At 72.5% G+C, this 22,026-nt stretch carries 18 protein-coding genes and 1 pseudogene; 14 read left to right on the forward strand and 5 right to left on the reverse strand.

Annotated elements, in window-relative coordinates; all coding sequences use genetic code 11:
* Window positions 1–78 precede the first annotated feature (78 nt).
* From ACRDTB_RS09785 to ACRDTB_RS09800, 4 genes are all read left to right on the forward strand, one after another.
* Window positions 79–528 carry a hypothetical protein gene (locus ACRDTB_RS09785; RefSeq protein WP_431429711.1) on the forward strand — a complete coding sequence of 150 codons (450 nt, stop codon included), beginning with the start codon at window positions 79–81 and terminating at the stop codon, window positions 526–528.
* Window positions 525–941, forward strand: coding sequence for an ATP-binding protein (locus ACRDTB_RS09790; protein WP_431429712.1), 417 nt, complete (start codon window positions 525–527; stop codon window positions 939–941). The genes ACRDTB_RS09785 and ACRDTB_RS09790 overlap by 4 nt, the downstream gene beginning before the upstream one ends.
* 4 nt (window positions 942–945) lie before the next feature.
* Window positions 946–1,641, forward strand: a complete 696-nt coding sequence (locus tag ACRDTB_RS09795) for a winged helix-turn-helix transcriptional regulator (RefSeq protein ID WP_431429713.1) — start codon at window positions 946–948, stop codon at window positions 1,639–1,641.
* Window positions 1,642–2,152: 511 nt separating this feature from the next.
* On the forward strand, window positions 2,153–3,604 hold the full coding sequence (locus ACRDTB_RS09800; protein WP_431429714.1) for an FAD-dependent oxidoreductase: 1,452 nt from the start codon (window positions 2,153–2,155) through the stop codon (window positions 3,602–3,604).
* Window positions 3,605–3,886: 282 nt separating this feature from the next.
* Here the strand turns inward: ACRDTB_RS09800 and ACRDTB_RS09805 are convergent, their stop codons facing one another.
* Window positions 3,887–4,336, reverse strand: coding sequence for a CBS domain-containing protein (locus ACRDTB_RS09805; protein WP_431429715.1), 450 nt, complete (start codon window positions 4,334–4,336; stop codon window positions 3,887–3,889).
* 265 nt (window positions 4,337–4,601) lie between these two features.
* Between ACRDTB_RS09805 and ACRDTB_RS09810 the strand changes: the two genes are divergently transcribed.
* Window positions 4,602–5,894, forward strand: coding sequence for an ArsB/NhaD family transporter (locus tag ACRDTB_RS09810; RefSeq protein ID WP_431429716.1), 1,293 nt, complete (start codon window positions 4,602–4,604; stop codon window positions 5,892–5,894).
* A 4-nt stretch (window positions 5,895–5,898) separates the two neighbouring features.
* Here the strand turns inward: ACRDTB_RS09810 and ACRDTB_RS09815 are convergent, their stop codons facing one another.
* Window positions 5,899–6,384 (reverse strand): nitroreductase family deazaflavin-dependent oxidoreductase, encoded by a 486-nt coding sequence (locus ACRDTB_RS09815; RefSeq protein WP_431429717.1) that lies wholly within the window; start codon window positions 6,382–6,384, stop codon window positions 5,899–5,901.
* A gap of 126 nt (window positions 6,385–6,510) precedes the next feature.
* On the opposite strand from ACRDTB_RS09815, the gene ACRDTB_RS09820 reads away from it, so the two are divergent.
* From ACRDTB_RS09820 to ACRDTB_RS09855, 8 genes are all read left to right on the forward strand, one after another.
* A complete protein-coding gene (locus ACRDTB_RS09820) occupies window positions 6,511–7,086 on the forward strand; it encodes a copper resistance CopC family protein (protein ID WP_431429718.1) in 576 nt (191 codons plus the stop codon).
* A 69-nt stretch (window positions 7,087–7,155) separates the two neighbouring features.
* Window positions 7,156–7,665 carry a peptide-methionine (S)-S-oxide reductase MsrA gene (gene msrA / locus ACRDTB_RS09825; RefSeq protein ID WP_431429719.1) on the forward strand — a complete coding sequence of 170 codons (510 nt, stop codon included), beginning with the start codon at window positions 7,156–7,158 and terminating at the stop codon, window positions 7,663–7,665.
* Window positions 7,666–7,735: 70 nt separating this feature from the next.
* Window positions 7,736–8,581 (forward strand): molybdenum cofactor guanylyltransferase, encoded by an 846-nt coding sequence (gene mobA, locus ACRDTB_RS09830; RefSeq protein WP_431429720.1) that lies wholly within the window; start codon window positions 7,736–7,738, stop codon window positions 8,579–8,581.
* Window positions 8,582–8,597: 16 nt separating this feature from the next.
* Window positions 8,598–10,424: an aldehyde ferredoxin oxidoreductase family protein gene (locus tag ACRDTB_RS09835; protein ID WP_431429721.1), complete on the forward strand. Its 1,827-nt coding sequence runs from the start codon at window positions 8,598–8,600 to the stop codon at window positions 10,422–10,424.
* A 128-nt stretch (window positions 10,425–10,552) separates the two neighbouring features.
* Window positions 10,553–13,489: a formate dehydrogenase subunit alpha gene (gene fdhF, locus ACRDTB_RS09840; RefSeq protein WP_431429722.1), complete on the forward strand. Its 2,937-nt coding sequence runs from the start codon at window positions 10,553–10,555 to the stop codon at window positions 13,487–13,489.
* Between the two features lie 133 nt (window positions 13,490–13,622).
* Window positions 13,623–15,284: an NAD(P)H-dependent oxidoreductase subunit E gene (locus tag ACRDTB_RS09845; RefSeq protein WP_431429723.1), complete on the forward strand. Its 1,662-nt coding sequence runs from the start codon at window positions 13,623–13,625 to the stop codon at window positions 15,282–15,284.
* Complete coding sequence (locus tag ACRDTB_RS09850; protein ID WP_431429724.1) at window positions 15,281–16,501, forward strand: molybdopterin molybdotransferase MoeA; 1,221 nt, start codon at window positions 15,281–15,283, stop codon at window positions 16,499–16,501. Before ACRDTB_RS09845 ends, ACRDTB_RS09850 begins: the two co-directional genes overlap by 4 nt.
* Window positions 16,498–18,411, forward strand: coding sequence for a molybdopterin biosynthesis protein (locus ACRDTB_RS09855; RefSeq protein WP_431429725.1), 1,914 nt, complete (start codon window positions 16,498–16,500; stop codon window positions 18,409–18,411). Before ACRDTB_RS09850 ends, ACRDTB_RS09855 begins: the two co-directional genes overlap by 4 nt.
* A gap of 10 nt (window positions 18,412–18,421) precedes the next feature.
* Here ACRDTB_RS09855 and ACRDTB_RS09860 read toward each other — a convergent pair.
* Window positions 18,422–19,218: pseudogene (locus tag ACRDTB_RS09860) on the reverse strand (helix-turn-helix domain-containing GNAT family N-acetyltransferase).
* 51 nt (window positions 19,219–19,269) lie between these two features.
* Window positions 19,270–19,725 (reverse strand): GNAT family N-acetyltransferase, encoded by a 456-nt coding sequence (locus ACRDTB_RS09865; RefSeq protein WP_431429726.1) that lies wholly within the window; start codon window positions 19,723–19,725, stop codon window positions 19,270–19,272.
* A 70-nt stretch (window positions 19,726–19,795) separates the two neighbouring features.
* Here ACRDTB_RS09865 and ACRDTB_RS09870 point away from each other — a divergent pair, with 70 nt between their 5' ends.
* A complete protein-coding gene (locus ACRDTB_RS09870; protein WP_431429727.1) occupies window positions 19,796–21,208 on the forward strand; it encodes a universal stress protein in 1,413 nt (470 codons plus the stop codon).
* A gap of 4 nt (window positions 21,209–21,212) precedes the next feature.
* On the opposite strand, the gene ACRDTB_RS09875 is transcribed toward ACRDTB_RS09870, so the two are convergent.
* Window positions 21,213–22,025, reverse strand: a complete 813-nt coding sequence (locus ACRDTB_RS09875; protein ID WP_431429728.1) for an ANTAR domain-containing response regulator — start codon at window positions 22,023–22,025, stop codon at window positions 21,213–21,215.
* Window position 22,026 lies beyond the last annotated feature (1 nt).

Genomic DNA, 22,026 nt, shown 5'->3' on the forward strand with positions numbered 1-22,026 from the left:
GGCTCGGCGCGGTACGGCAGGTGAATTGTCAGCTAGTCGTCAGGTTGATCAGCGTGAAAAGCACTGAGGATTGTCGTCGTGAGCTCGCCATGGGGTGACGACCGCGGTGAGGACAGCGCGGTCCTGCTGCTGCCGACCGACGACGAACCGTCGGACGAGCTGGTGGCGGCCTGGGTTCACGGCGCGCTCCGCGACCTGCCGGCGCTGCCCCGGCTGTGGGCGAGCATGGTCACCGGCGAGCTGGTCGCGGCCGCGCGCGGCCGCATGGCGGCGCCCTATGTGCTGCGCCTGACCGTCATGGACGGACGCCGGGCGCTCGCAGTCCTCGTGGACGAGTGCACAGCCCAGCCGGACGACTCCCTGTCGGACCCCAGCCTGGTCCTGGTCGCCGGCCTCTCGACCCGGTGGGGTGTGGAGCAGCGACCGCGGGCCCGGACTACGTGGGCCGAGCTGGCCCTCGAGGTACCGGTCGTCGGCCTCACCCCGCCGGGTCAACCACCGATGCCCGGGCGGCGGAGACCGCGATGACCGACGTGCCGCGAGCCGGTGGGGCCGACCTCAACCGGCTGCTCGGCGAGGCACGGCTCGCGAGTGCCGACGCCGCGTTCCTGTCGCAGCTGCGCCGCCGGCTCGAGACGCCGCTGCGCGGGTGCACGTCCGGCGCGGTCCGGGAGGCGACGGTCGTGGTGGGGGAGTTGCTGACCAACGCCTTCCACCACGCCCAGGCGCCCTACACGATCCGGCTGATCCTGCCCGCGCCCGGCCACGTCGTCCGCCTGGAGGTCCACGACGCCACGCCGTCGACCGGCGCGGGCTGGCCACTCGGCTGCGGGCTGCGGCTGGTGCGCAGGCTGTGCCCGGACTGGAGCGTCCAGCACGCCGCCGCCGGGAAGGCCGGGTGGGCCGACCTGCCCGTACTGGTCACGCCGGTGGACGGGTGATCGCGTGTACCGCTACGAGCAGCACTGCCCGGCCGCGCGAGCTATCGAGGTCCTGACCGAGACCTGGACGCTGCTGATCGTGCGGGAGCTCCTGCACGGCGGCGAGCGCCGGGCCGAGCTCGCCCAGGGCCTGCCGAAGCTGTCCCGGTCGCTGCTGGGCGACCGGCTGCGGACGCTCGAACGCCTCGGGGTGGTGACCAGCCGGGCGGGGGCGGACGGGGAGAAGCGCTACCGGCTCACCGAGGCGGGCCACGAGCTGGCGCCGATCGTGGCGCAGCTCGGCCGGTGGGGGCAGCGCTGGCTGGACAGCCCGCGCGTCGGCGACCTCGACCCCGAGCTGTTGATGTTCGACATCTGCCGGGAGATCGACCCGGGCCGGCTGCCGGCCCAGCCGCTCACCGTCGAGTTCGACTTCGTCGACGCCTCGGCCGCCCGGCGGTGGTGGCTCGTGCTGTCCCAGTTCGGCGCGACGGCGCGGCGGGCGCAGCCCGGCACGGCGATCTCGGTACGGGTCACGTGCACCCTCGGCGCGCTGACCGGGGTCTGGCTGGGCCACACGAGCTGGCTGGCGGCGGTGCGGGACCGGACGGTCATGCTCGCCGGCGAGCCCGGCGCGGTGCGCTCGATGATCGACTCGGTGGGTACCAGCCGCTACGCCCGCACACCGAAACCGTCGGACGGGTCGACGTCGGCCCTCTGAATGCCACGCATTTCCAAAAGGGACCCCGTGGGTTTCGCCCGGCCGAATTCGCAACGATGCGACCGTCCCGGGTCCGTGACCCACCCGGTGTCCGGCGGCACCGAGGCCGGTCCTAGTATCTGGATTCCCTGTGGGGCAAGGAAGAGAGAACGTCCGAGGCGGACGGACCGTTTGGACGCCGACGAGTCTGCCAGAGCGGTGTGTGCATCCCACTACCGTCGTGGGCCATTCGGCCCAAGGCTTCCGAACTCGCGCGGATATGTAGTAGCGTCCGCCTCCGACCAACTCCAGAAGCAGGCTATTTCGTTCTTGATGATCAGGCCATCGGGAGTTCGCCGTGCTGCCATTGTCCTCCGCAGCCGTTGACGATTTCAGCCGGACGTCGGACTCTCCGTATTCGGCAGCGCGCGGCCGAATACGGAGTCAGTAGTGGGCGGAATCCCACTTTCGCATGTCCGCTCCCGCGGCCCGACGACCCGTGACGTGACCCGACATCGCTGGGAGTATGCAAATGCCTGAGCTTGACGAAGAGTTCGACCTCATCGTGATCGGCGGAGGTCCCAGCGGCTCGACGGTGAGCACGCTGGTGGCCATGCAGGGCCATTCCGTGCTGCTGCTGGAAAAGGAGACGTTCCCCCGCCACCAGATCGGTGAGTCGCTCCTCCCGCTCGTCGTGCACGGCATCTGCGGCATGCTGGGCTGCCTGGACGACGTGCACGACGCGGGCTTCGTCAAGAAGTACGGTGGCGTGTTCCGCTGGGGTAGCAGCGACGAGCCGTGGTCGTTCACCTTCGGCGACGCCGAGGAGCTCAAGAAGGCGGGCGTCGACTACTCCTACCAGGTCGAGCGCGCCAAGTTCGACCACATCCTGCTGAACAACGCGAAGAAGCGCGGCGTGCAGGTGCGGGAGAACCACGAGGTGAAGGACCTGATCGTCGAGAACGGGCGCGTGGTCGGCGCGAACTTCGTCGACGACACCGGCACGGCCCGGACCGCGCGCGCCCGCTTCGTCGTGGACGCATCCGGGAACAAGAGCCAGTTCCACAAGTACGTCGGCGAGCGCGTGGTGTCGAAGTTCTTCCAGAACATCGCGCTGTTCGGCTACTTCGAGAACGCCAAGCGCCTGCCGGACCCTAACCGCGGCAACATCCTCTGCTCGGCGTTCGAGCACGGCTGGATGTGGTTCATCCCGCTGTCGGACACGCTGACCAGCGTGGGCGCGGTCGTGGACAAGAACCACGCGGCCGCGCTCCAGCAGCAGGACCACGACGCGGCCATGCGGGGCTTCATCGACGCCTGCCCGGTGATGCAGGACATGCTGGAGCCGGCGACCAGGATCACCGAGGGTGAATACGGCAAGTACCGCGTGCGCAAGGACTACTCGTACTCCACGACGAGCTACTGGACGCCCGGGATGGCCCTGCTCGGCGACGCCGCCTGCTTCATCGACCCGGTGCTGTCCAGCGGTGTGCACCTCGCGACGTACTCGGGCCTGCTCGCGGCGCGGTCGATCAACAGCCTGCTGCAGGGCGTCCACGGGCTGGACGAGGAGAAGCTCTTCGCCGAGTTCGAGAACCGCTACCGCTACGAGTTCGAGAACATCTACCGGTTCCTCATCGCGTTCTACGACTTCAACCGGCACGAGAAGTCCTACTTCTGGGAGGCTCGCAAGATCCTCGACACGCCCGAGCGGGACAACGAGGCGTTCGTGCGGCTCGTGTCCGGGGTCTCGACCGTCGACATGGACGTCTTCTCGACCGGCCAGCGCATCAGCGACCTGTTGCAGTCCTACCCCGACCAGCAGCTCGACGAGGGCGTGCTGCGGGCCATCGACCACGTCGACATGGCCATGAAGGCGAAGAAGGACCAGGTGCTCTACGGCAAGGGCGAGCGCCAGGGCGTACCCGACATCGCGGGCGGCCTGGTGCCGACCCCGGACGGCTACTACTGGACGACCGCCTGAGTGCCACCACCCCCGGCCACGCCACTCGTCTGACCCGCGTCCGGGTGGCGTGGCCGTTCGGTGGTGATCAGCTTTGGTCCTCCCGGCCGAGTGTGATCGACGGTGATGCCCGTGGCGTCGTGGCTCGCGAACACGAAGTTCCTGCCACGCACGCGGAACGTCGGCTCGCCGCCCCACGCCTCGATGTCGACCCGACTCGCCTCGGGTAGCCGCGCGACGATCGTCCCAGACGGTCCATGTTGGACAAGGCCCGCGTCCTGGGATCCGCTCCGGGAACCCGCACTACGCCGGCGGGGCGAGCGCGAGCTGCAGCAACCGCGACGCGGTGATCACGCCGACCAGCTCGTCGCCGCGCGTGACCGCGGCCAGCGGGCAGCGCAGCCGGGCCATCACGGCGGCCACCTCGACGAGCGTGTCGTCGTCGTTCACCACCGCGAGCTCCGGCACGTCCTCCGGGATCAGCGCGCCCACCTTCTTCCCGCGCAGCTTGTCCGCCACCCGGTCGGCCATCGACTCCGACAGCACCCCGGCCAGGGACGGGTCGTCCTGCACGTAGGTCGGTACCAGGATCCGCACGACCTGGGAGGCGGGCAGGATCGACAGCGGCTTGCCCCCGGAGTCGGTGACCACGAGGCCGGGCAGCCGGCGTTCCGCCAGCTGGGTAACGGCGTCCCAGGCATCGGCCTCCACGCTGACCACGGGGAATTCCTCGGCCATCTCGTTCGCATGCACGCACGCAGACTACGTCTGTTCGGGCGTCGGCGCGGGTACGGCTCCGGGATCGGCGGGCCGACCCAGAACGGCCGCCGACCAGACGTCCCGCACACCGCCACCACCGTGCCCTACGATGCGCCGGTAGCGCGCGATCCGCCTACTGTGGACGATTTGCTTCTCGGCGGTCGATACGCCATGTTGTGATGCGGAGTGCCGGGAAGTCTGGTCGGCAGCCCACCCCGGCCCGGGGTGGGCTTGACTCGAATCGGACGGAGTACTCGGCATGAGTGCCTGGATCGCGGTCGCCGTCTTCGTGGCTGCCTACGTGCTCATCGCGACGGAGCGCGTGCACAAGACCGCCGCCGCGCTGGGCGGCGCGGGCCTCGTCCTCGGGCTCGGTGTGGTGAGCTCGGACGAGGCGTTCTTCTCTCACGACACCGGTGTCGACTGGGACGTCATCTTCCTGCTGCTCGGCATGATGATCATCGTCGGCGTCCTGCGGCGCACCGGTGTCTTCGAGTACGTCGCGATCTGGGCGGCCAAGCGCGCGAAGGGTTCGCCGCTGCGGATCATGATGCTGCTGGTGCTGATCACCGCGGTCGCCTCGGCCCTGCTGGACAACGTGACCACGGTCCTGCTGATCGCCCCGGTGACGCTGCTGGTGTGCGACCGGTTGGCGATCAGCCCCATCCCGTTCCTGATCGCGGAGGTGCTCGCGTCGAACATCGGCGGTGCGGCGACGCTGATCGGTGATCCACCCAACATCATCATCGCCAGCCGGGCGGATCTGTCCTTCAACGACTTCCTGGTGCACATGGCACCGATCGTGATCGTGGCGGTGGCGGCGTTCATGATCGTGCTGCCGTGGCTGTTCCGGGGCTCGTTCACCGCGGACCCGGAGCGGGTGGCCGACATCATGGCGCTGACCGAACGGGAGGCCATTCAGGACGTCTGCCTGCTGGTCAAGTGCGGCATCGTGCTGACCGGTGTGTTCGTCGCGTTCGTGCTGCACTCCGCGCTGCACATGGAGCCGGCGGTCGTGGCGTTGCTCGGCGCCGGGGTGCTGGTGCTCATCTCACGCAGCCGGCCCGAGCACTACCTGGCCAGTGTGGAGTGGGAGACGCTGCTGTTCTTCGCCGGGCTGTTCATCATGGTCGGTGCGTTGGTGCACACGGGTGTGATCGGCGAGTTGGCCGGGCTGGTCACCGAGGCCACGGGTGGCAACGCGTTGCTCGCGGTCATGCTGATCCTGGTGGTGTCGGCGCTGTTGTCGGGTGTGATCGACAACATTCCGTACGTGGCGACGATGAGTCCGCTGGTGTTGGAGCTGTCGGGGAGCATCGCGAACCCGGTGCATGCCGAGGCACTGTGGTGGTCGCTGGCGCTCGGCGCGGACTTCGGTGGGAACCTGACCGCGGTCGGGGCGAGCGCGAACGTGGTGGTGCTCGGGATCGCCAAGCGTGCCGGGCATCCGATCTCGTTCTGGGCGTTCACCCGCAAGGGAGCGATCGTCACGTTGTTCACGATCGCGCTCGCGGCGCCGTACCTGTGGCTGCGTTACTTCGCCTTCGCCTGACGCCTCACCCGTCCGTCCGGTGTGGAGTGAACGCGATCGCGTGCACCCGGGCGGCGACCTCCGGCCATCGGGGATCCGCCGGGTCGGTCGGGAAGCCGAGCAGCGGGGCGAGGCGTTTCCACGCGTGCGGGTGCGCCCGCCGGTAGGCCAGCAGGACGCCCAGCGTCTCGTCGGCGTCGAGGAAGCGATGGTCCGGGCCGGGCCAGCGGTGCGCGCCGATGCGTACCTCGAGCGCGGGGGAGGCATGGAGGTTGCGGTACCAGTCCGGGTTCTTGCCCCACGCGGCCACCACGACCGCCTCGGGGACGGCCGGGTCGAACCGCACGGTCTCGACCACGACCTCGCGGCGTGCTCCCGTGCGCCGGCCGCGGTGGGCGAGGTAGAGCAGCCGATGGCCGGCCAGCCGGCCCAACCCGGCCCGGTAGAGCCAGATCGGGGCGCGCAGCACGATTCTCAGCAGGCCGGTCGGCCCGCGGTCGGTCACTGCCATCAGGCCCTCCCGTCGGCAGGCGGTACTCACCGCCGTCCGGCACGTTACCGCCGCGCCGGGTGCGTGCGGGCGACTACCATCCGTCGTCGTTCGGGTCGGTGCGGCCGGTGGAGGACGGTTCTGATCGTGAAGCGAGTGGCAGTCGCCGTGGTCGTCTCCGCCGTCCTGGCCGCACTGGGCACGGCGCCGGGCACGGCGGCGGGCACGGCGGCCGACATCACGCTCACCGGCAGCGACCCGGCCGAGGGCGCCGCGCTCGCGGCCGCGCCGGAGCGGATCACGCTGACGTTCAGCGAGCCCGTCGACCCCGAGCTGGTCGTCATCTTCGTGACCGGTGCCGACCGCGTCGCCTGGACGGTCGGGGAGATCACGGCCGAGGGCAACACCCTGACCATGCCGGTGAACTCGTCCGGGCCGGCCGGGCCGTGCATCGCCCGCTACACGATCGCGTCCGGTGACGATCCCGTCCGCGGCACCGTGAGCTTCACGCTGACCGAGCCGGTTGCGAGCCGGCCGGCGACCGCGGCCGCGGAGCCGACCGCGTTGACCGCCATCGCCGGCAGGCGCGCCGGCGATGGCGGGGACATCGTGCCATTGTGGATCTGGGTCGTGCTGGGCTCGGCCGCCGCCGGGCTCGCGGTGGGTGCCCTGCTCGTCCGCCGCCGCACGCCGCGCGGGCTCGTGAGCCGGCATCGGCTGTGAGTTGGCACACCGCCGGGTAAGGGCACGCCACCGCCGGGCGCTGAACGGCATGACGAGAAGGAGAGAGCCATGACCACGTCGACCGAACGGGCCGTCCTCGCCGGCGGCTGCTTCTGGGGGATGCAGGACCTGATCCGCAAGCAGCCGGGGGTGGCATCCACCCGCGTCGGCTACACCGGCGGCGAGGTGCTCAACCCGACCTACCGCGACCACCACGGGCACGCGGAGGCCATCGAGATCGTCTTCGACCCGGCGGTGACCAGCTACCGGGCGCTGCTGGAGTTCTTCTTCCAGATCCACGACCCGACGACGAGGAACCGGCAGGGCAACGACATCGGCACCAGCTACCGGTCGGCGATCTTCTACTCGGGCGACGAGCAGCGCCGGATCGCGGAGGCCACGATCGCCGACGTGAACGCGTCCGGGCGCTGGCCCGCCGAGGTCGTGACCGAGCTGTCCGGCGACTGGACGTTCTGGGACGCCGAGTCCGAGCACCAGGACTACCTCGAGAAGCACCCGGGCGGCTACACCTGCCACTACGTCCGTCCGGAGTGGACACTCTCGAAGGCCGAAGCCTAACCGCCTGGAAGGACGCCTTACGGACGCTCGACGTCCGTAAGGCGTCCTTCCACGCGCTATTCTCGCGGACATGGCGACTTCGGCGGGCGTCGTGCTCGCGGGCGGGCGCTCCACCCGGATGGGAGAGCCGAAGGCCTGGCTGGCCTGGCACGGCTCGACGCTGCTCTACCGCGCGACGGCCGTGCTCGCGCGGACCGTCGACGGGCCCGTCGTCGTCGTTGCCGCGCCCGGGCAGCGGCTGCCGGACCTGCCCGCCGGTGTCACCGTGGTCGAGGATCCCGTCGAGGGGCTGGGCCCGATGCAGGGTCTCGCGCGCGGGCTCGCCGCGGTCGCGGACCGGGCCGGGGGCGCGTTCGTCTGCTCCACCGACCTGCCGTTCCTGCACCCGGCGTACGTCCGGCGGGTGCTGCGCGCGCTGACCGACGGCGTCGACGTCGTGCTGCCCGTGGCGCGCGGGTACCGGCAGCCGCTCGCCGCGGCCTACCGCACGAGCCTCGCCGGGCTGATCGGCGAGCTGCTGGGCGAGGGGCAGCTGCGCCCGGGCATGCTGTTCGAGCACTGCGCGGTGTGCCGGCTCGATGACGCGGAGCTGCTCGCCGACGCCGCGCTGGCACGGCTCGACCCGGAGCTGGAGTCCGTGGTGAACGTCAACACCCCGCGGGACTACCGGGCGGCTCAGGACCGCGAGCCGCCGGAGGTCGTGGTCGAGCGGTTCGGCGCGCTGGCGAAGAACGGCGGGCACCGGCCGCACCGGGTACGCGCGGCGACGATCGGGGAGGCGGCCGAGCGGGTCGGGCTCACCCTCGACCGGCACGTCGTGGCCGCGCTCAACGGGGACCAGATGACTGGCGACGGGCGGCAGCCGCTCGTCGCGGGGGACACCCTGGCCTTCCTGTCGGCCGACGCCGGTGGATGAGGCATACAGTCGGGGTATGGCGTCGGGTGGCTTCTTCGGACGCGCGCTGGTCGTGGACATCGGCGGGGACGTGGGTGTCGGTGCCGGCGGCCGCGCGGCGACGGGTACGCCCCTGGAGCTGGAAGACCGGGTGCTGCGCTCCTACCTCGGTGGCGTCGGCCTCGGCACGTGGCTCCTGCACCGGCTCGCCCCGCCGCGCGTCGACCCACTCGACCCGGCCGCGCCGCTGGCGTTCGTGTTCTCCTCGCTCGTCGGCACCCCGCTGACCACCAGCGCCAAGTTCGCCGTCGTCGCGAAGTCGCCGCTGACCGGGCTGCTCACCGACGCGCTCGCGTCCAGCCAGTTCGCCATCGCCGGCAAGCTCACCGGCCACGACGCGATCGTGATCCGCGGCCGTGCGGACGAGCTGTCCGTGCTCCTCGTGGACGGTGACGGTGCCCGCCTCGAGCCCGCGCCGGAGCTCGCCGGGCTGCCGGCCGCCGAGACGGAAACCCTGGCGCGGCAACGGTTCGGGCGTGGCTGGCGAACGGCGGCCATCGGGCCGGCCGGCGAGCGGGGCGTGCGGTACGCGACGATCAGCCACGACGGCCGGCACGCCGGACGCGGGGGACTCGGCGCGGTGCTGGGCGCCAAGAACATCAAGGCGGTACTGGTGAAGTCGGCGACCAAGGTGGGCGTCGCCGACCAGGCCGGCGTCCTCGCCGCCGCCCGCGACCTGCGCAAGCGCAGCTTCGGCCCGGCCACCGCCAAGTACCGCGAGCTGGGCACGCTCGCGAACCTGCTGGCGTTCAACGCGGTCAGCACGCTGCCCACCCGCAACTTCACCGCCGCCACGTTCGACGACGCGCCCCGGCTCGCGGCCGAGGAGCTGCACGAGCTGCGTGGCGTGGCCCGCAACAGCTGCGCGTCCTGCTCCATCGGCTGCGAGCACATCTACGCTCGCAAGGGCGGCGGCAGCCAGCGGATGGAGTACGAGAACGTGTTCGCGCTCGGCCCGCTGTGCGGGGTGTCCGACCCCGACGACGTGTTCGCCGCCAGCGCGCGCTGCGACGAGCTGGGCATCGACACGATCTCCGCCGGCGGCACGATCGCCTGGGCCATGGAGTGCGTGGAGAAGGGCCTCATCGACGCGCCGTGGCTGCGCTTCGGCGACGGCGCGGCGCTGCTGCGGGCGCTCGAGGAGATCGGCGAGCGCAAGGCGGGCCTGGGGGAGCTGCTCGCGCACGGCTCACGCCACGCGGCCGCGCTGGTCGGCCAGGGCTCGATCGACTTCGCGCCGCAGGTCAAGGGGCTCGAGCTGCCCGGCTACGAGCCACGCAGCCTGCAGTCCATGGCACTCGGCCTCGCCGTGAACGCCCGCGGTGCCGACCACAACCGTTCTGGCGCCTACGAGGCCGACCTGTCCGGGCGGCTGGACCGCTTCGACGGCGGCGCCGCACACGTGGCCGCGGCCGTCGACACCGAAGACCGGGCCGCGGTCATGGACTCGATGATCTTGTGCAAGTTCCTCCGCGGCGTGTTCGAGGACCCCTTCACCGAGTGGGCCAGGCTGCTCGCGCTGGTCACCGGCTGGGACCTCGACGCGGGCGAGTTGCGCGGCGCCGCGCGCCGGATCGTGCGGGCGAAGCGGGCGTTCAACCTGCGGGAAGGCGCCACCGCGGCCGACGACACGCTGCCCGCGCGGATGCTCGCGACACCGCTGGAGCTGGGCTCCGGACGCAGCGCCGAGCTGAGCGCCGACCGGCTGTGGTCGATGGTCTCCGGCTACTACGCGGCACGCGGGCTGGACGAGGAAGGCAAGGTGGTTCCGGCGGACCTAGCGGATCTTCTACTCGACGCCTAGCGTCGGCCACGTGCGCCTGGAAGGACGCCTTCCTGGCGCTCAATGTCCGAAAGGCGTCCTTCCAGGCCGGCACCACGGGCAGCGGGCGCGAACGGTATGCTGTATGCAATACCGAGGACGGAGCGAGGATGACGACTCTCGACGAGGCGAGCACGGCCGTTCGGACGGTGACGGCCGAGATCGACGGCCGTTCGGTGACGGTGCCGGAGGGCACCACGATCTACGACGCCGCCAAGCGGGTCGGCGTCGACATTCCCGTGCTGTGCCACGACGAACGCTACGACCCGGTCGGCGTCTGCCGGATGTGCGTGGTCGACACCGGCGCGCGGGTCTTCGCCGCCGCATGCGTGCGCCCGTGCGAGGACGGCATGACGGTCCGGACCGACACCGAGGACCTGGAGCGCAACCGGGCCGTGCTGACCGAGCTGCTGATCTCCGACCAGCCGCCGAGGGCCGAGGACCCGAAGCAGACGACCACCGGCGACAACCTGCTGCTGGACCTGGCCGACCGGTTCGACGCCGCCCGCGAGACCACCGACCTGCCGTGTGGTTCCGGGCGGGGCCACGACTCGTCGAACCCGGTCATCGACGTCAACCACGACGCCTGCATCCTCTGCGACCGCTGTGTCCGCGCGTGCGACGACATCCAGGGCAACGACGTCATCGGCCGCTCCGGCAAGGGCTACTCGACCCGCATCGCGTTCGACCTCGACGACCCCATGGGCGCGAGCTCGTGCGTGACCTGCGGCGAGTGCGTGCAGGCCTGCCCGACCGGCGCGCTGACCAACAAGCCCATCAACAACATCCCGATCCAGCCGCGCGAGCGGCTGGACGCGGTCGACAGCGTGTGCCCGTACTGCGGCGTCGGCTGCGCGCTCACCTACTACGTGGACCGGGAGCGGGGCGCGATCGCGTTCGCCGAGGGCCGCGACCAGCCGGGTTCGCAGAGCCGGCTGTGCGTCAAGGGCCGCTACGGCTGGGACTACGCGGCCTCCCCGCAGCGGCTGACCGTGCCGCTGATCCGCACGGAGGAGGCCTACCCGAAGGGCCCGCTGTCCGCGGACGTGCGCGGTGACATGTCCGCCGACCGCCGGGTCGACGGCGGCGATCGCGGCGGCGGGAAGAAGGGCCGCGACGGGCGCCGCAAGCCGGGCGGGCTCGTGGACTACGACGAGGTCATGCCGCACTTCCGGGAGGCCACCTGGGAGGAGGCGCTCGACCTCGTCGCGCGGCGGCTGCGGGAGATCCACGCCGAGGGCGGGCCGGGCGCGATCGCCGGGTTCGGCTCGGCGAAGTGCTCCAACGAGGAGGCCTACCTCTTCCAGAAGCTGATCCGCGTCGGGTTCGGCACCAACAACGTCGACCACTGCACCCGGCTGTGCCACGCGTCGTCGGTCGCGGCGCTGTTCGAGGGCGTCGGCTCCGGGGCGGTGTCCACCACCTACGGCGACGTCGCCAACGCCGACGTCGTGATCATCACCGGCTCGAACCCGACCGCCAACCACCCGGTCGCGAGCTCATTCTTCAAGCAGGCCCGCCGAAACGGCACGAAGATCGTCTACGTCGACCCGCGAGCCAGCACGGTCGCCGAGCACGCCGACTACTACTGCCAGGTCAAGCCCGGCACGGATGTGGCGTTCTACAACGCGCTCATGCACGAGGTGATCCGCCTCGGGCTCATCGACCGGGACTTCATCGCGGCGCGCGTGTCGAACTACGAGGAGCTGGCGCGCACGGTCGCGGACTACCCGCCGGAGCGAGCCGCGCAGATCACCGGCGTGGACCCGGGCCTGATCCGCGAGGTCGCCCGGGAGTGGGGCGAGGCGAAAGCCGGCGTCATCTACTGGGGGATGGGCATCTCCCAGCACACCACCGGCACCGACAACGCCCGCTGCCTGATCGCGCTGTGCTCGATCACCGGCAACGTCGGCCGGCCCGGCACCGGGCTGCACCCGCTGCGCGGGCAGAACAACGTGCAGGGCGCGTCCGACGCCGGCCTGATCCCGATGTTCTACCCGGACTACCAGGGCGTGCACAAGGACGGCACGCGGGAGCGGTTCGAGCGGGCCTGGGGCGCGAAGCTCGACCCGAAGCGCGGCCTGACGGTCACCGAGATCGTCGGCTCGGCGCTCAAACCGGGCGGGGTGCGCGGCATGTACATGCTGGGCGAGAACCCGTTCCTGTCCGACCCGAACATCAACAAGGTGCGCAAGGCCCTGTCGGCGCTGGACTTCCTGGTGGTGCAGGACATCTTCCTCACCGAGACCGCCGAGTTCGCCGACGTGATCCTGCCGGCGTCGTCCTACCTGGAGAAGGACGGCAGCTACACCAACACCGACCGCCGGGTGCAGCTCGGCCGCAAGGTGATGGACCCGCCGGGCCAGGCGCGGGTGGACTGGGAGATCGTCCAGGACATCGCGCGGCGGATCGGGCTGGACTGGTCGTACTCCTCGCCGAGCGAGGTGTTCGACGAGATGGTGGCGCTCATGCCGTCGTACGCCAACCTGCGCCACGACAACCTCGGGCTGTCCGGCAAGCTGTACCCGAACGACGACCCCGAGCACACCGACGGGACCGTGGTGATGTTCGACGAGCGGTTCAACACCGACGACGGGCTCGCCCACCTCGTGCCGGCGCAGTGGCTGCCCGCGAAGGAGCTGCCGGACGCGGAGTACCCGCTGGTGCTCAACACCGGCCGGCTGCTGGAGCACTGGCACACCGGCTCGATGACCCGCCGGTCCTTCGCGCTGGACACGATCGCCCCGGTCGCCGAGGTCTACCTGCACCCCAAGGACGCCGCCGACCGCGGGCTCGCGCACGGCGAGCTGGTCCGGGTGCGGTCCCGACGCGGCGTGATCGAGTTACTGGTGCGGGTGTCGCACCGCGAGCAGCTGGGCAACTGCTTCATCCCGTTTCACTTCCGGGAGGCGGCGGCGAACCTGCTGACGATCGACGAGATCGACCCGTACGGCAAGATTCCCGAGTTCAAGTTCTGCGCGGTCCAGGTGGAGGCCCTGGGCGCGGATCACACACCGCCCGCGACGGTTGTAGGGGTGCAGGAATGACGTGTGCCAACCGCACCCAAGGGGAACGGGATGCAACTCAGCCACAAGTACGAGCCGAACTGGACGGTATCCGCCCATGGTGACTACAAGGGTTAATTCCGGGGAGGCGGGACAGACCCGTCGCGTTGCGGGTGTGGAGGCGCGCGCGGGGAAGTTCCCCGGGCCGTCGCTGATCCCCGCGCTCAACGCGATCCAGGCCCGGCTGGGCTGGCTGCCGCGCGAGGAGCTGGAGGAGCTGGCCCGCGAGGCGCGGCGACCGCGGTACGAGATCGAGGGCCTCGTCTCGTTCTACCCGCACTTCCGCACGACGCCGCCGGCCAAGGTCGCGCTGCACGTCTGCCACGACCTGTCCTGCTGGGCGCGCTCCGGCGAGGAGCGGCTCGCTGAGCTGCGGGCCCGCTACGGCGAGGACGCCGATGTCGAGCTGGTCGAGGTGTCCTGCCTCGGGCGCTGTGACGTGGCGCCGGCCGCGGCGGTCAACGAGCACCCCACCCCGGTGTCCGATGTGGACTCACTGGTGGCGGCGGCACGGGACGACGGGGTGGGCGAGGCCGCCGCGACCGTGCGCACCGAGCCGTGGCCCAACGACCCGTACCCGGCCGGGTCCGGGGTCGCCGATCGGTACGCGGCGCTGCGGGCCCTGCTGGCGGGCGAGGTGCGTGCCGACGACGTCGTGGCGACGCTGTCGGCCTCCGGGCTGCGCGGGATGGGCGGCGCCGGGTTCCCCACGGGCAAGAAGTGGGAGCTGGTCGCCGGCACCGACGACGGTGCCGACGGCGCTGTCAAGTACGCCGTCTGCAACGCCGACGAGTCCGAGCCGGGCACGTTCAAGGACCGGCAGATCCTCGCCGACCAGCCGCACCTGGTCCTCGAGGGGCTGCTGCTGGGCATGGCCGTGGTCGGCGCGGAGCAGGGCTGGGTGTTCATCCGCCACGAGTACGGGCCGGAGGAACGCGTGCTGCGGGCGGAGATCGCCGCGCTGCGCGAGGCCGGCGTGATCGGCCCGGACGCCTGCGGCAGCGGCCGGCGGCTGGAGCTCGACGTCTTCGTCTCGCCGGGCGGCTACATCCTCGGCGAGGAGACCGCGCTGCTGGAGTGCATGGAGGGCCACCGGGGCGAGCCGCGGAACAAGCCGCCCTTCCCGGGCACGTACGGGCTGCACGGCCGGCCCACGCTGATGAACTCGGTGGAGACGTTCGCCGACGTGCCGGTCATCGTGCGGCGCGGCGCGGACTGGTGGCGGGACCAGGGGCTCGGCGACTCGGTCGGCTGGAAGTTCTTCGCCGTGTCCGGTCACGTGGCGAACCCCGGGGTGTACTGCGTGCCGATGGGCACCACGGTCCGCTCGCTGATCGACACCGCCGGGGGCGTGCTCGACGGGCGTCCGGTCGGGGCGGTGCAGCCGGGCGGGGCGTCGTCGAACTTCATCGGGCCGGACCGGCTCGACCTCGCACTGGACTTCGGCACGCTCGCGGAGGCCGGCACGATGCTCGGCTCGGGTGCGCTGGTGGTGCTGGCCGAGGGCACCGACCTGCTGGCCGCCTCCACCAACGTGCTGCGCTTCTTCCGCGACGAGTCCTGCGGCAAGTGCGTGCCGTGCCGGGTGGGGTCCACCAAGGCCCATGCGATGCTGCGGGAGGTGCTGGACTCCGGTTCCTCGCTGGACTCGCTCGATGGAGCGCGGCGGGCACGGCTGCGGGAGCTGGAGGAGGCCATGCGCAAGACGTCGATCTGCGGTCTGGGCCAGGTCGCGCTCGGGCCCGTGATCTCCGTGCTGGGCCTGGAGAATCGTTGAGCGGTAGGGAGTTCTTCACCGCCCGCACCGTCACCGAGGCCCTTGCGGGGTTCCGCCCCGCGCACCGCACCCCCGTCGAGGACGTCCCGCTCGCCGCCGCGCTGCACCGGGTGCCCGCCGAACCGGTCACCGCGCCGGACCCGTTGCCCGGGTTCGCTCGCTCTACTGTGGACGGCTATGCGGTGCGGGCCGCGGACACCTATGGCGCCTCCGACGGGCTGCCGTCCTATGTGGACCTGTTGGGTGCGGTGCGGATGGGCGAGGAGCCCACGGTCGCGGTTCGGCCGGGAGGCTGCGTCGCGATGCCGACCGGGGGCGTGCTGCCCGCGGGCGCGGACGCGGTGGTGATGGTCGAGTACACGGCCGAGACGATGCCCGGCACGATCGAGATCACCCGGCCGGTCGCACCGGGCGGCGGGGTGGTCCGCGCGGACGAGGACGTCGCGGCCGGCGCCGAGCTGGTGCCCGCCGGCCGCCCGCTACGCGCGCCGGACCTCGGGCTGCTGGCCGCCGCCGGCGTCACGAACGTCGCGGTGCACACCAGGCCGCGGGTGGCGATCATCTCGACCGGTGACGAGGTCGTGCCGCCGCAGGTCCGGTCGCCGGCGCCGGGCCAGGTGCGCGACGCGACGGCCGCCGCGCTGGCCGGCCTGGTGGCCGACGCCGGCGGCGAGCCGGTTCTCGCGGGCATCGTCGGCGACGAGCCGGGCGCGCTGAAGGCCAGGCTGACCGAGGTGCTGCCCGGGTCCGACCTCGTGGTGGTGTCGGCGGGCTCGTCGGTCGGCACGCGGGACGAGACCGCGGGCGCCGTGGCCGCCGTCGGCGAGATCTGGTGCCACGGGCTCGCGATCAAGCCGGGGAAGCCGACGCTGCTGGCCGACTGCGGCGGGATCCCGCTGATCGGGCTGCCCGGCAACCCGCTGTCCGCGCTCGTGGTGTTCGGTCAGGTCGGCACGCCGTTGCTGTGGCGGCTGTCCGGCTGCCAGCGACCGCCGCCGTCGCCGAGCGCCCGGGCCCGGCTCTCGCGCGACCTCGCCTCCGCGGCCGGGCGGCTCGACGTGGTCCAGGTGACGGTCCGCGACGGGGTGGCCGAGCCGCTGTTCGGGCCGTCCGCGCTGCTGTCCGTGCTGACCCGGGCCGACGGGTACGTGCTCGTCCCGGAGCCGGCCACCGGTCTGGACGCGGGCAGCGAGGTCGAGGTCGTGCTGTACCGATGAGCCCGGAGAGCCCCTTCGTCTCCGACGTGCCCGCCGCCGAGGCCCTCGCGGCGTGGCGCGAGGCCCGCGCGGCGGCTGGCTGCCCCGCCCGGGTCGGCACCCTCCGGGTGCCGGTCGGGTCGGTCATGGGACGGGTGAGCGCCGAGCCGGTGTGGGCGCGGCGGTCCTCGCCCGCGTTCGACTCGGCCGGGATGGACGGCATCGCGGTCCGGGCCGCGGACACGGTCGGCGCGAGCGAGACCACGCCCGTGCTCCTGGCCGACTTCGAGGTCGTCGACACCGGCGACCCGCTGCCCGCCGGCTACGACGCGGTGGTCATGCGCGAGCAGGTGCACCGGACCGGCGACGGCAAGGCGGAGCTGCGCGCGGCGGTCCCGCCCTACCAGCACGTCCGCTCGATCGGCGAGGACATCAGCGCGGCCGAGCTGCTGCTGCCGGAGGGCCACCGGCTCCGCCCGGTCGACGCCGCCGCCTGTGCCGCCGCGGGGGTCACCGAGCTCGCCGTCCGGCGTGCCCCGGTGGTCGCGATCGTGCCCACCGGGGACGAGATCCGCCCGATCGGCGCTGACCTCGGCCCGGGCGACATCCTCGACACGAACTCCCTGATGCTGGCCGCGCAGGCGCGCGAGGCCGGCTGCGAGTCCCGGGTCGGCGAGATCGTCCCGGACGACCCGGCCGCCATCACCGCCGCGCTGCGGGCGGCGGCCGGCGAGGCAGACCTCGTCCTGCTCGTCGCGGGCTCCAGCGCCGGCCGCGACGACTACACCGCCCGCGTGGTCGCCGGTGCGGGCACGCTCGCCGTGCACGGGGTCGCCGTGCGCCCGGGCCATCCCGTCGTGCTCGGCACGGTCGGCACGACTCCCGTCGTCGGCGTGCCCGGCTACCCGGTGTCGGCGGCGCTCACGTTCGACATCTTCGTCGCCCCGGTGCTCGCCGAGCTCGAGGGAGCCGCCCCCCGCGAGCGCCCGGCCGCGACCGCCCGGCTGGCCAGGAAGCTGCCGTCCGCCATCGGCATGGACGACTGGGTCCGGGTGCGGCTGGGGCGGGTGGGGGACCAGGTCGTGGCCACCCCGCTGCCGCGCGGCGCGGGCGTGCTCACCTCGCTCGTGCGCGCGGACGGGCTGCTCGTCGTACCGTCCGGTGTGGAGGGTCGACACGCCGGGGCCGAGGTGGCGGTGGAGCTGTTGCGGGGCCTCGGCGAGATCGACCGCACCATCGTCGTGATCGGCTCGCACGACCTGGTGCTCGACCTCGCCGCGTCCGCTCTGCGCGCCGCCGACCCGCTGATCACGCTGGCATCGTCCAACGTCGGCTCCCTCGGCGGCCTCGTCGCCCTCCGCGACGGCCTGTGCCACCTCGCCGGCTCGCACCTGCTGGACCCGGCCACCGGCGAGTACACGCTGCCCTATGTGGACAGACTGCTCGGCGTGGACGCGGACGTCGCGGTGGTCCGGCTGGTCCACCGCGACCAGGGGCTGATCGTGGCGCCGGGCAACCCGCTGGGGCTGACCGGGATCGGCTCCCTGACCCGTCCCGGGGTCCGCTACGTCAACCGGCAGCGCGGCGCGGGAACGCGTGCGCTGCTGGATCACGAGCTCGCCGGTGGCGGCATCGACCCCACCGGGGTCGCCGGCTACCAGCGGGAGGAGCACACCCACCTCGCGGTCGCGGCGGCCGTGGCCGCAGGCAGCGCGGACGTGGGCATGGGCATCCTCGCCGCGGCCCGCGCGTTCGGCCTGGACTTCGTCCCGGTGGCCCAGGAGCCCTACGACCTCGTCGTCCGCACCGACGAGCTGGCCGGTCCGCTGCTTGCTCCACTGTGGACACTGTTGGACCGCGAGGACTTCCGTGCCGGGGTGGAGGCCCTCGGCGGCTACTCCTGCCGCGAGACCGGCCGCCGCGTCCGCTGACCGGTCGGCGTCACGCGCGGCGTTCGATGAAGACGGTGTCGTGCCACACGCCGTCCAGCCGCGCGATGCTCGCCCGGTTCTCGGTGAAGATCGCGCTCTGCAGGGTCCACAGGCCGGCCTCGTCCGCGGCCATGACCTGCTTGCGGATCAACGCCTTGCCCACCCCGCGGCCGCATGCGCCGCCGGCGACGTAGATGGCGGTCTCGGCCACACCGGCGTAGCACTCGCGGAGCGACACCGGGTACAGCGCGGTCCAGCCCGCGACCTCGCCCGGCTCGTCGTCGAGCTCGGCGACATATGCGAAACACCTCGGGCAGCCACTTCGCGTCGAGGCTCTCGCGGCTGGGCACGGTGGTCTCGAAGGTGGCGATGCCGGTTGCGATGCCCTCGGCGTAGATGCGGCGCACCGCGGGCCAGTCGCGCGGCTCGAGGGCGCGGACGGTGACGTCGGACGGCACGTCGGTGGGGTAGCGGGGGCGGGCGGCGAGCGCGCCCGTCACGGCGTCCGCGGCGTGGCGCAGACCGTCTCGGCGGGACTGCTCGACGGTGATCCGGTCCGCGCCGTGCGCCACCAGGAAGCCGGCGTCGGCGAGCACGCGGACGTGGTGCGCGCAGCTGGACTCACCGATGCCGAGCAGCTCCGCGAGCGCCACCACGCCGATCCCGCCCGGCGTGGTGGCGACCGCGTGCAACAGCCGGACCCCGGGCCGGCTCGGACAGGCAGGCGAACCACCCGGCGTAGGCGGCGGCCTCCGCGTCCGGCAGTACCCGCGTGTCCGGTGCGGCGGCTCGTGGTACCGGGGTCATGCCGCCATTCTCGACACCGCTCGCTTGCCCGTGGGGTGAACCCGCACGGGCTCACAGGGCGAGCGTCATGAAGGCGCTGTGCGGGTCGGGCCGGTAGCCGGCGAACGGCTCGCAGTAGGTGAAGCCGAACTTCTCGTACAGGGCCCGGGCGGGGCGGAAGAACTCGGCCGAGCCGGTCTCCAGGCTCAGCCGCGTGAAGCCCATCCGGCGGGCCTCCTCGATGATGTGCCGCAGCACCAGGGAGGCGATGCCGCCGCGCTTGCGGGCCGGTGCGGTGCGCATCGACTTCACTTCGGCGTGGGCGTCGTCCAGCCGCTGGATCGCGCCGCAGCCGACGACCGTGGCACCGTCCAGCACGGACCAGAACGTGACCTCCGGCCGGCGCAGCCCGTCGAGGTCCAGGGCGTGCTTGCTCTCCAGCGGCGTGATCGAGCGCATCTCCCGGACGTGCTCGTCGAGGAACGTCGCGATCTCGGGTCCGGACAGGTCGTCGACAACGATCCGCACGGCGGTTCGGCTCCTTCGTGGTGGTGCTGCGCCGATGGTGCCAGACGCCCCAGTCCGAGGTTGTCCGAGCTTGTCCGACCACCTTCCGTTCCCGCTCCCGGGCGGCCAGCGTGAGGCCCGTCCACGTCGGTATTCCGAGGGAAGGGAGCGAACCAGGAGGCGAGTCCTGCGCCGTGCGAGCGAGCGGCTGGCCGGCCTGGTGCCACCGAAGGTCGACGCCGGTGCGTGCGTGCCGGAGCACCGGTCGGTGCTGCAACAGGCGCCTCCCGCACCCCCGCCGTCGTTCCCAGACCATCCGGAGGCTTGCGTGCTCGACCTGTTCGCCCGCGCGCTGCTCGCGGCCGCGGTCGTGGCGGCGGAGGCGATCACCGCGGTGCTGCTCGTGGCTCCGCCGGCTCGGTTCGCCGGGTACATCCTCGCCGCGCTGCTGCTGGCCGCGTTCGGCGCCGGCATCGCGCTGGCGGTGCACGGCAGGCGAGAACTACCCACGTGGACCAACCGTGAGTCCAGTGTGGACTGTGGGCCCGGACGACCGACCGGTGTCCGCCCATCCGCTGCGCGGAAGCAGGAGATGGCCGACGATGGTCGCATGATGGCGAGCAACGTGCCGGGCCGGCGTGTGGTGGTCGGGGTGGACGGGTCGGACAGCGCCCTGCGCGCAGTGCGGTGGGCCGCCGAGGACGCCGGGCGGCGCGGTGTCCCGCTCCGGCTCGTGCACACCTTCGTGCCGCTCACCTCCTACGCGCCGCGCGCGGTCGACCCGCGAACCCTGCACACCGCGATGCGCGACCGCGGCCGGGAGTGGCTCGACCAGGCGAGCGCGGTGGCCGCGCAGGCCGGCCCCGGACTGTCCGTCGACGCCGTGCTGGTGGAGGCGTCGCCGGTGACCACGCTGGTGCGGGAGTCCCGCGACGCCGCGCTCGTCGTTCTCGGCAGCCGCGGGCTCGGCGGGTTCACCGGCCTGCTGGTCGGCTCGACGGCGGTGGGGCTCGCCGGTCGCGCGCGGTGCCCGGTCGTGGTCGTCCGCGGCGCGTACGAGGAGACCGCGGGCCCGGTCGTCGTGGGTGTCGACGGCACGCCCACCGGCGAGGCCGCCATCGCGTTCGCCTTCGCGGAGGCGGCCGCGCGCGGCGCCGAGCTGGTGGCCGTGCACGCGTGGACCGACCTCCTGGTCGAGACCGCGGTCGCCACCAGTGCGGGCCTGCTGGACCTGGCACCCGTCGAGCAGCAGGCCGAGGAGCTGCTCGCGGAGCGGCTCGCCGGCTGGGGGCAGGAGTACCCGGACGTCCGCGTCACGCGCGAGGTGGTGCACGACCGCCCGGCCCGCGCCCTGCTGCGCCACGCCGAGCACGCCCGGCTGCTGGTCGTCGGCAGCCGTGGCCGGGGCGGGTTCCGCGCCCTCGTGCTGGGCTCGACCAGCCAGCACCTGCTGTATCACGCGCCCTGCCCGGTCGTGGTCGTGCGGACGACTCCGGAGAGCTGAGCCGTCATCCGGGCAGGTCGAGCTCGGTGTGCCGGGTGGTGATGGTGCGGGCCAGCTCGGCGAGCTTGACGTTCAGCTCCTGCGAGGTGCGGCGGAGCAGGTCGAACGCCTCTTCGGCGGTGATTCCGCGGCGGTGCATGAGGATGCCCTTGGCCTGGCCGATGACGTCGCGGCTGTCGATGGCCCGGCGCAGCTGGGCCTCGCGCAGCTCGGCGAGGCGCACGGCCTCGGTGGAGGAGACGGCGAGCGACGCGTGGGTGGCGAGCAGGAGCACGCGGTCGTGGTCCGCCGCGCCACCCAGCGCGCCGGGCTCGCGGGCGAAGACGTTGAGCGCGCCGGACAGCCGGGGCGGCATGACGTCCGGCAGCAAAGCCGTGGACAGCACCGAATGGAAGCCGAACGCTGCGGCCGCGGGGCCGAACCGTGGCCAGGCCGCGTCGTTGGCCAGGTCGCCGCTGTGGCGGTAGGCGGGGCCGGGGGAGCGGGCGGTGTCAAGGCACGGCCCCTCGTCGTAGCGGTCCTGGAGCTCGTCCAGCTCGGTGCCGAGCGGGTCGGTCGCGACGGGGGTGTGCAGGTGTCCGTCGCTCGACCGCAGCGTCACGCTCACCAGGTCCGCGGCGGGCACCACCTCGACGGCTGCCCGGGCCACGTGTGCCAGCACGCCCGCGACGGTGTCGGCGGCCAGCAACTGCCGGCCGAGCTGGACGAACTGCCGGGCCAGCGGACTGTACACCGGGTCGCCGGGCGGGCGGGCCTCGTCCTGGTGCGCGACGAACCGCTCCTTGTCCCGGCGCCATTCCACATCCTGTTCGGTCATC

This window comes from Actinophytocola sp. (assembly GCF_050699935.1).
Taxonomy (GTDB): domain Bacteria; phylum Actinomycetota; class Actinomycetes; order Mycobacteriales; family Pseudonocardiaceae; genus Actinophytocola.

Bases quoted from the DNA above. Each gene is read 5' to 3' on its own strand.
- ACRDTB_RS09790 (WP_431429712.1), top strand. From the start codon at position 525: ATGACCGACGTGCCGCGAGCCGGTGGGGCCGACCTCAACCGGCTGCTC.
- ACRDTB_RS09800 (WP_431429714.1), top strand. From the start codon at position 2,153: ATGCCTGAGCTTGACGAAGAGTTCGACCTCATCGTGATCGGCGGAGGT.
- ACRDTB_RS09810 (WP_431429716.1), top strand. From the start codon at position 4,602: ATGAGTGCCTGGATCGCGGTCGCCGTCTTCGTGGCTGCCTACGTGCTC.
- ACRDTB_RS09815 (WP_431429717.1), bottom strand. From the start codon at position 6,384: ATGGCAGTGACCGACCGCGGGCCGACCGGCCTGCTGAGAATCGTGCTG.
- msrA (WP_431429719.1), top strand. From the start codon at position 7,156: ATGACCACGTCGACCGAACGGGCCGTCCTCGCCGGCGGCTGCTTCTGG.
- mobA (WP_431429720.1), top strand. From the start codon at position 7,736: ATGGCGACTTCGGCGGGCGTCGTGCTCGCGGGCGGGCGCTCCACCCGG.
- ACRDTB_RS09835 (WP_431429721.1), top strand. From the start codon at position 8,598: ATGGCGTCGGGTGGCTTCTTCGGACGCGCGCTGGTCGTGGACATCGGC.
- fdhF (WP_431429722.1), top strand. From the start codon at position 10,553: ATGACGACTCTCGACGAGGCGAGCACGGCCGTTCGGACGGTGACGGCC.
- ACRDTB_RS09855 (WP_431429725.1), top strand. From the start codon at position 16,498: ATGAGCCCGGAGAGCCCCTTCGTCTCCGACGTGCCCGCCGCCGAGGCC.
- ACRDTB_RS09875 (WP_431429728.1), bottom strand. From the start codon at position 22,025: ATGACCGAACAGGATGTGGAATGGCGCCGGGACAAGGAGCGGTTCGTC.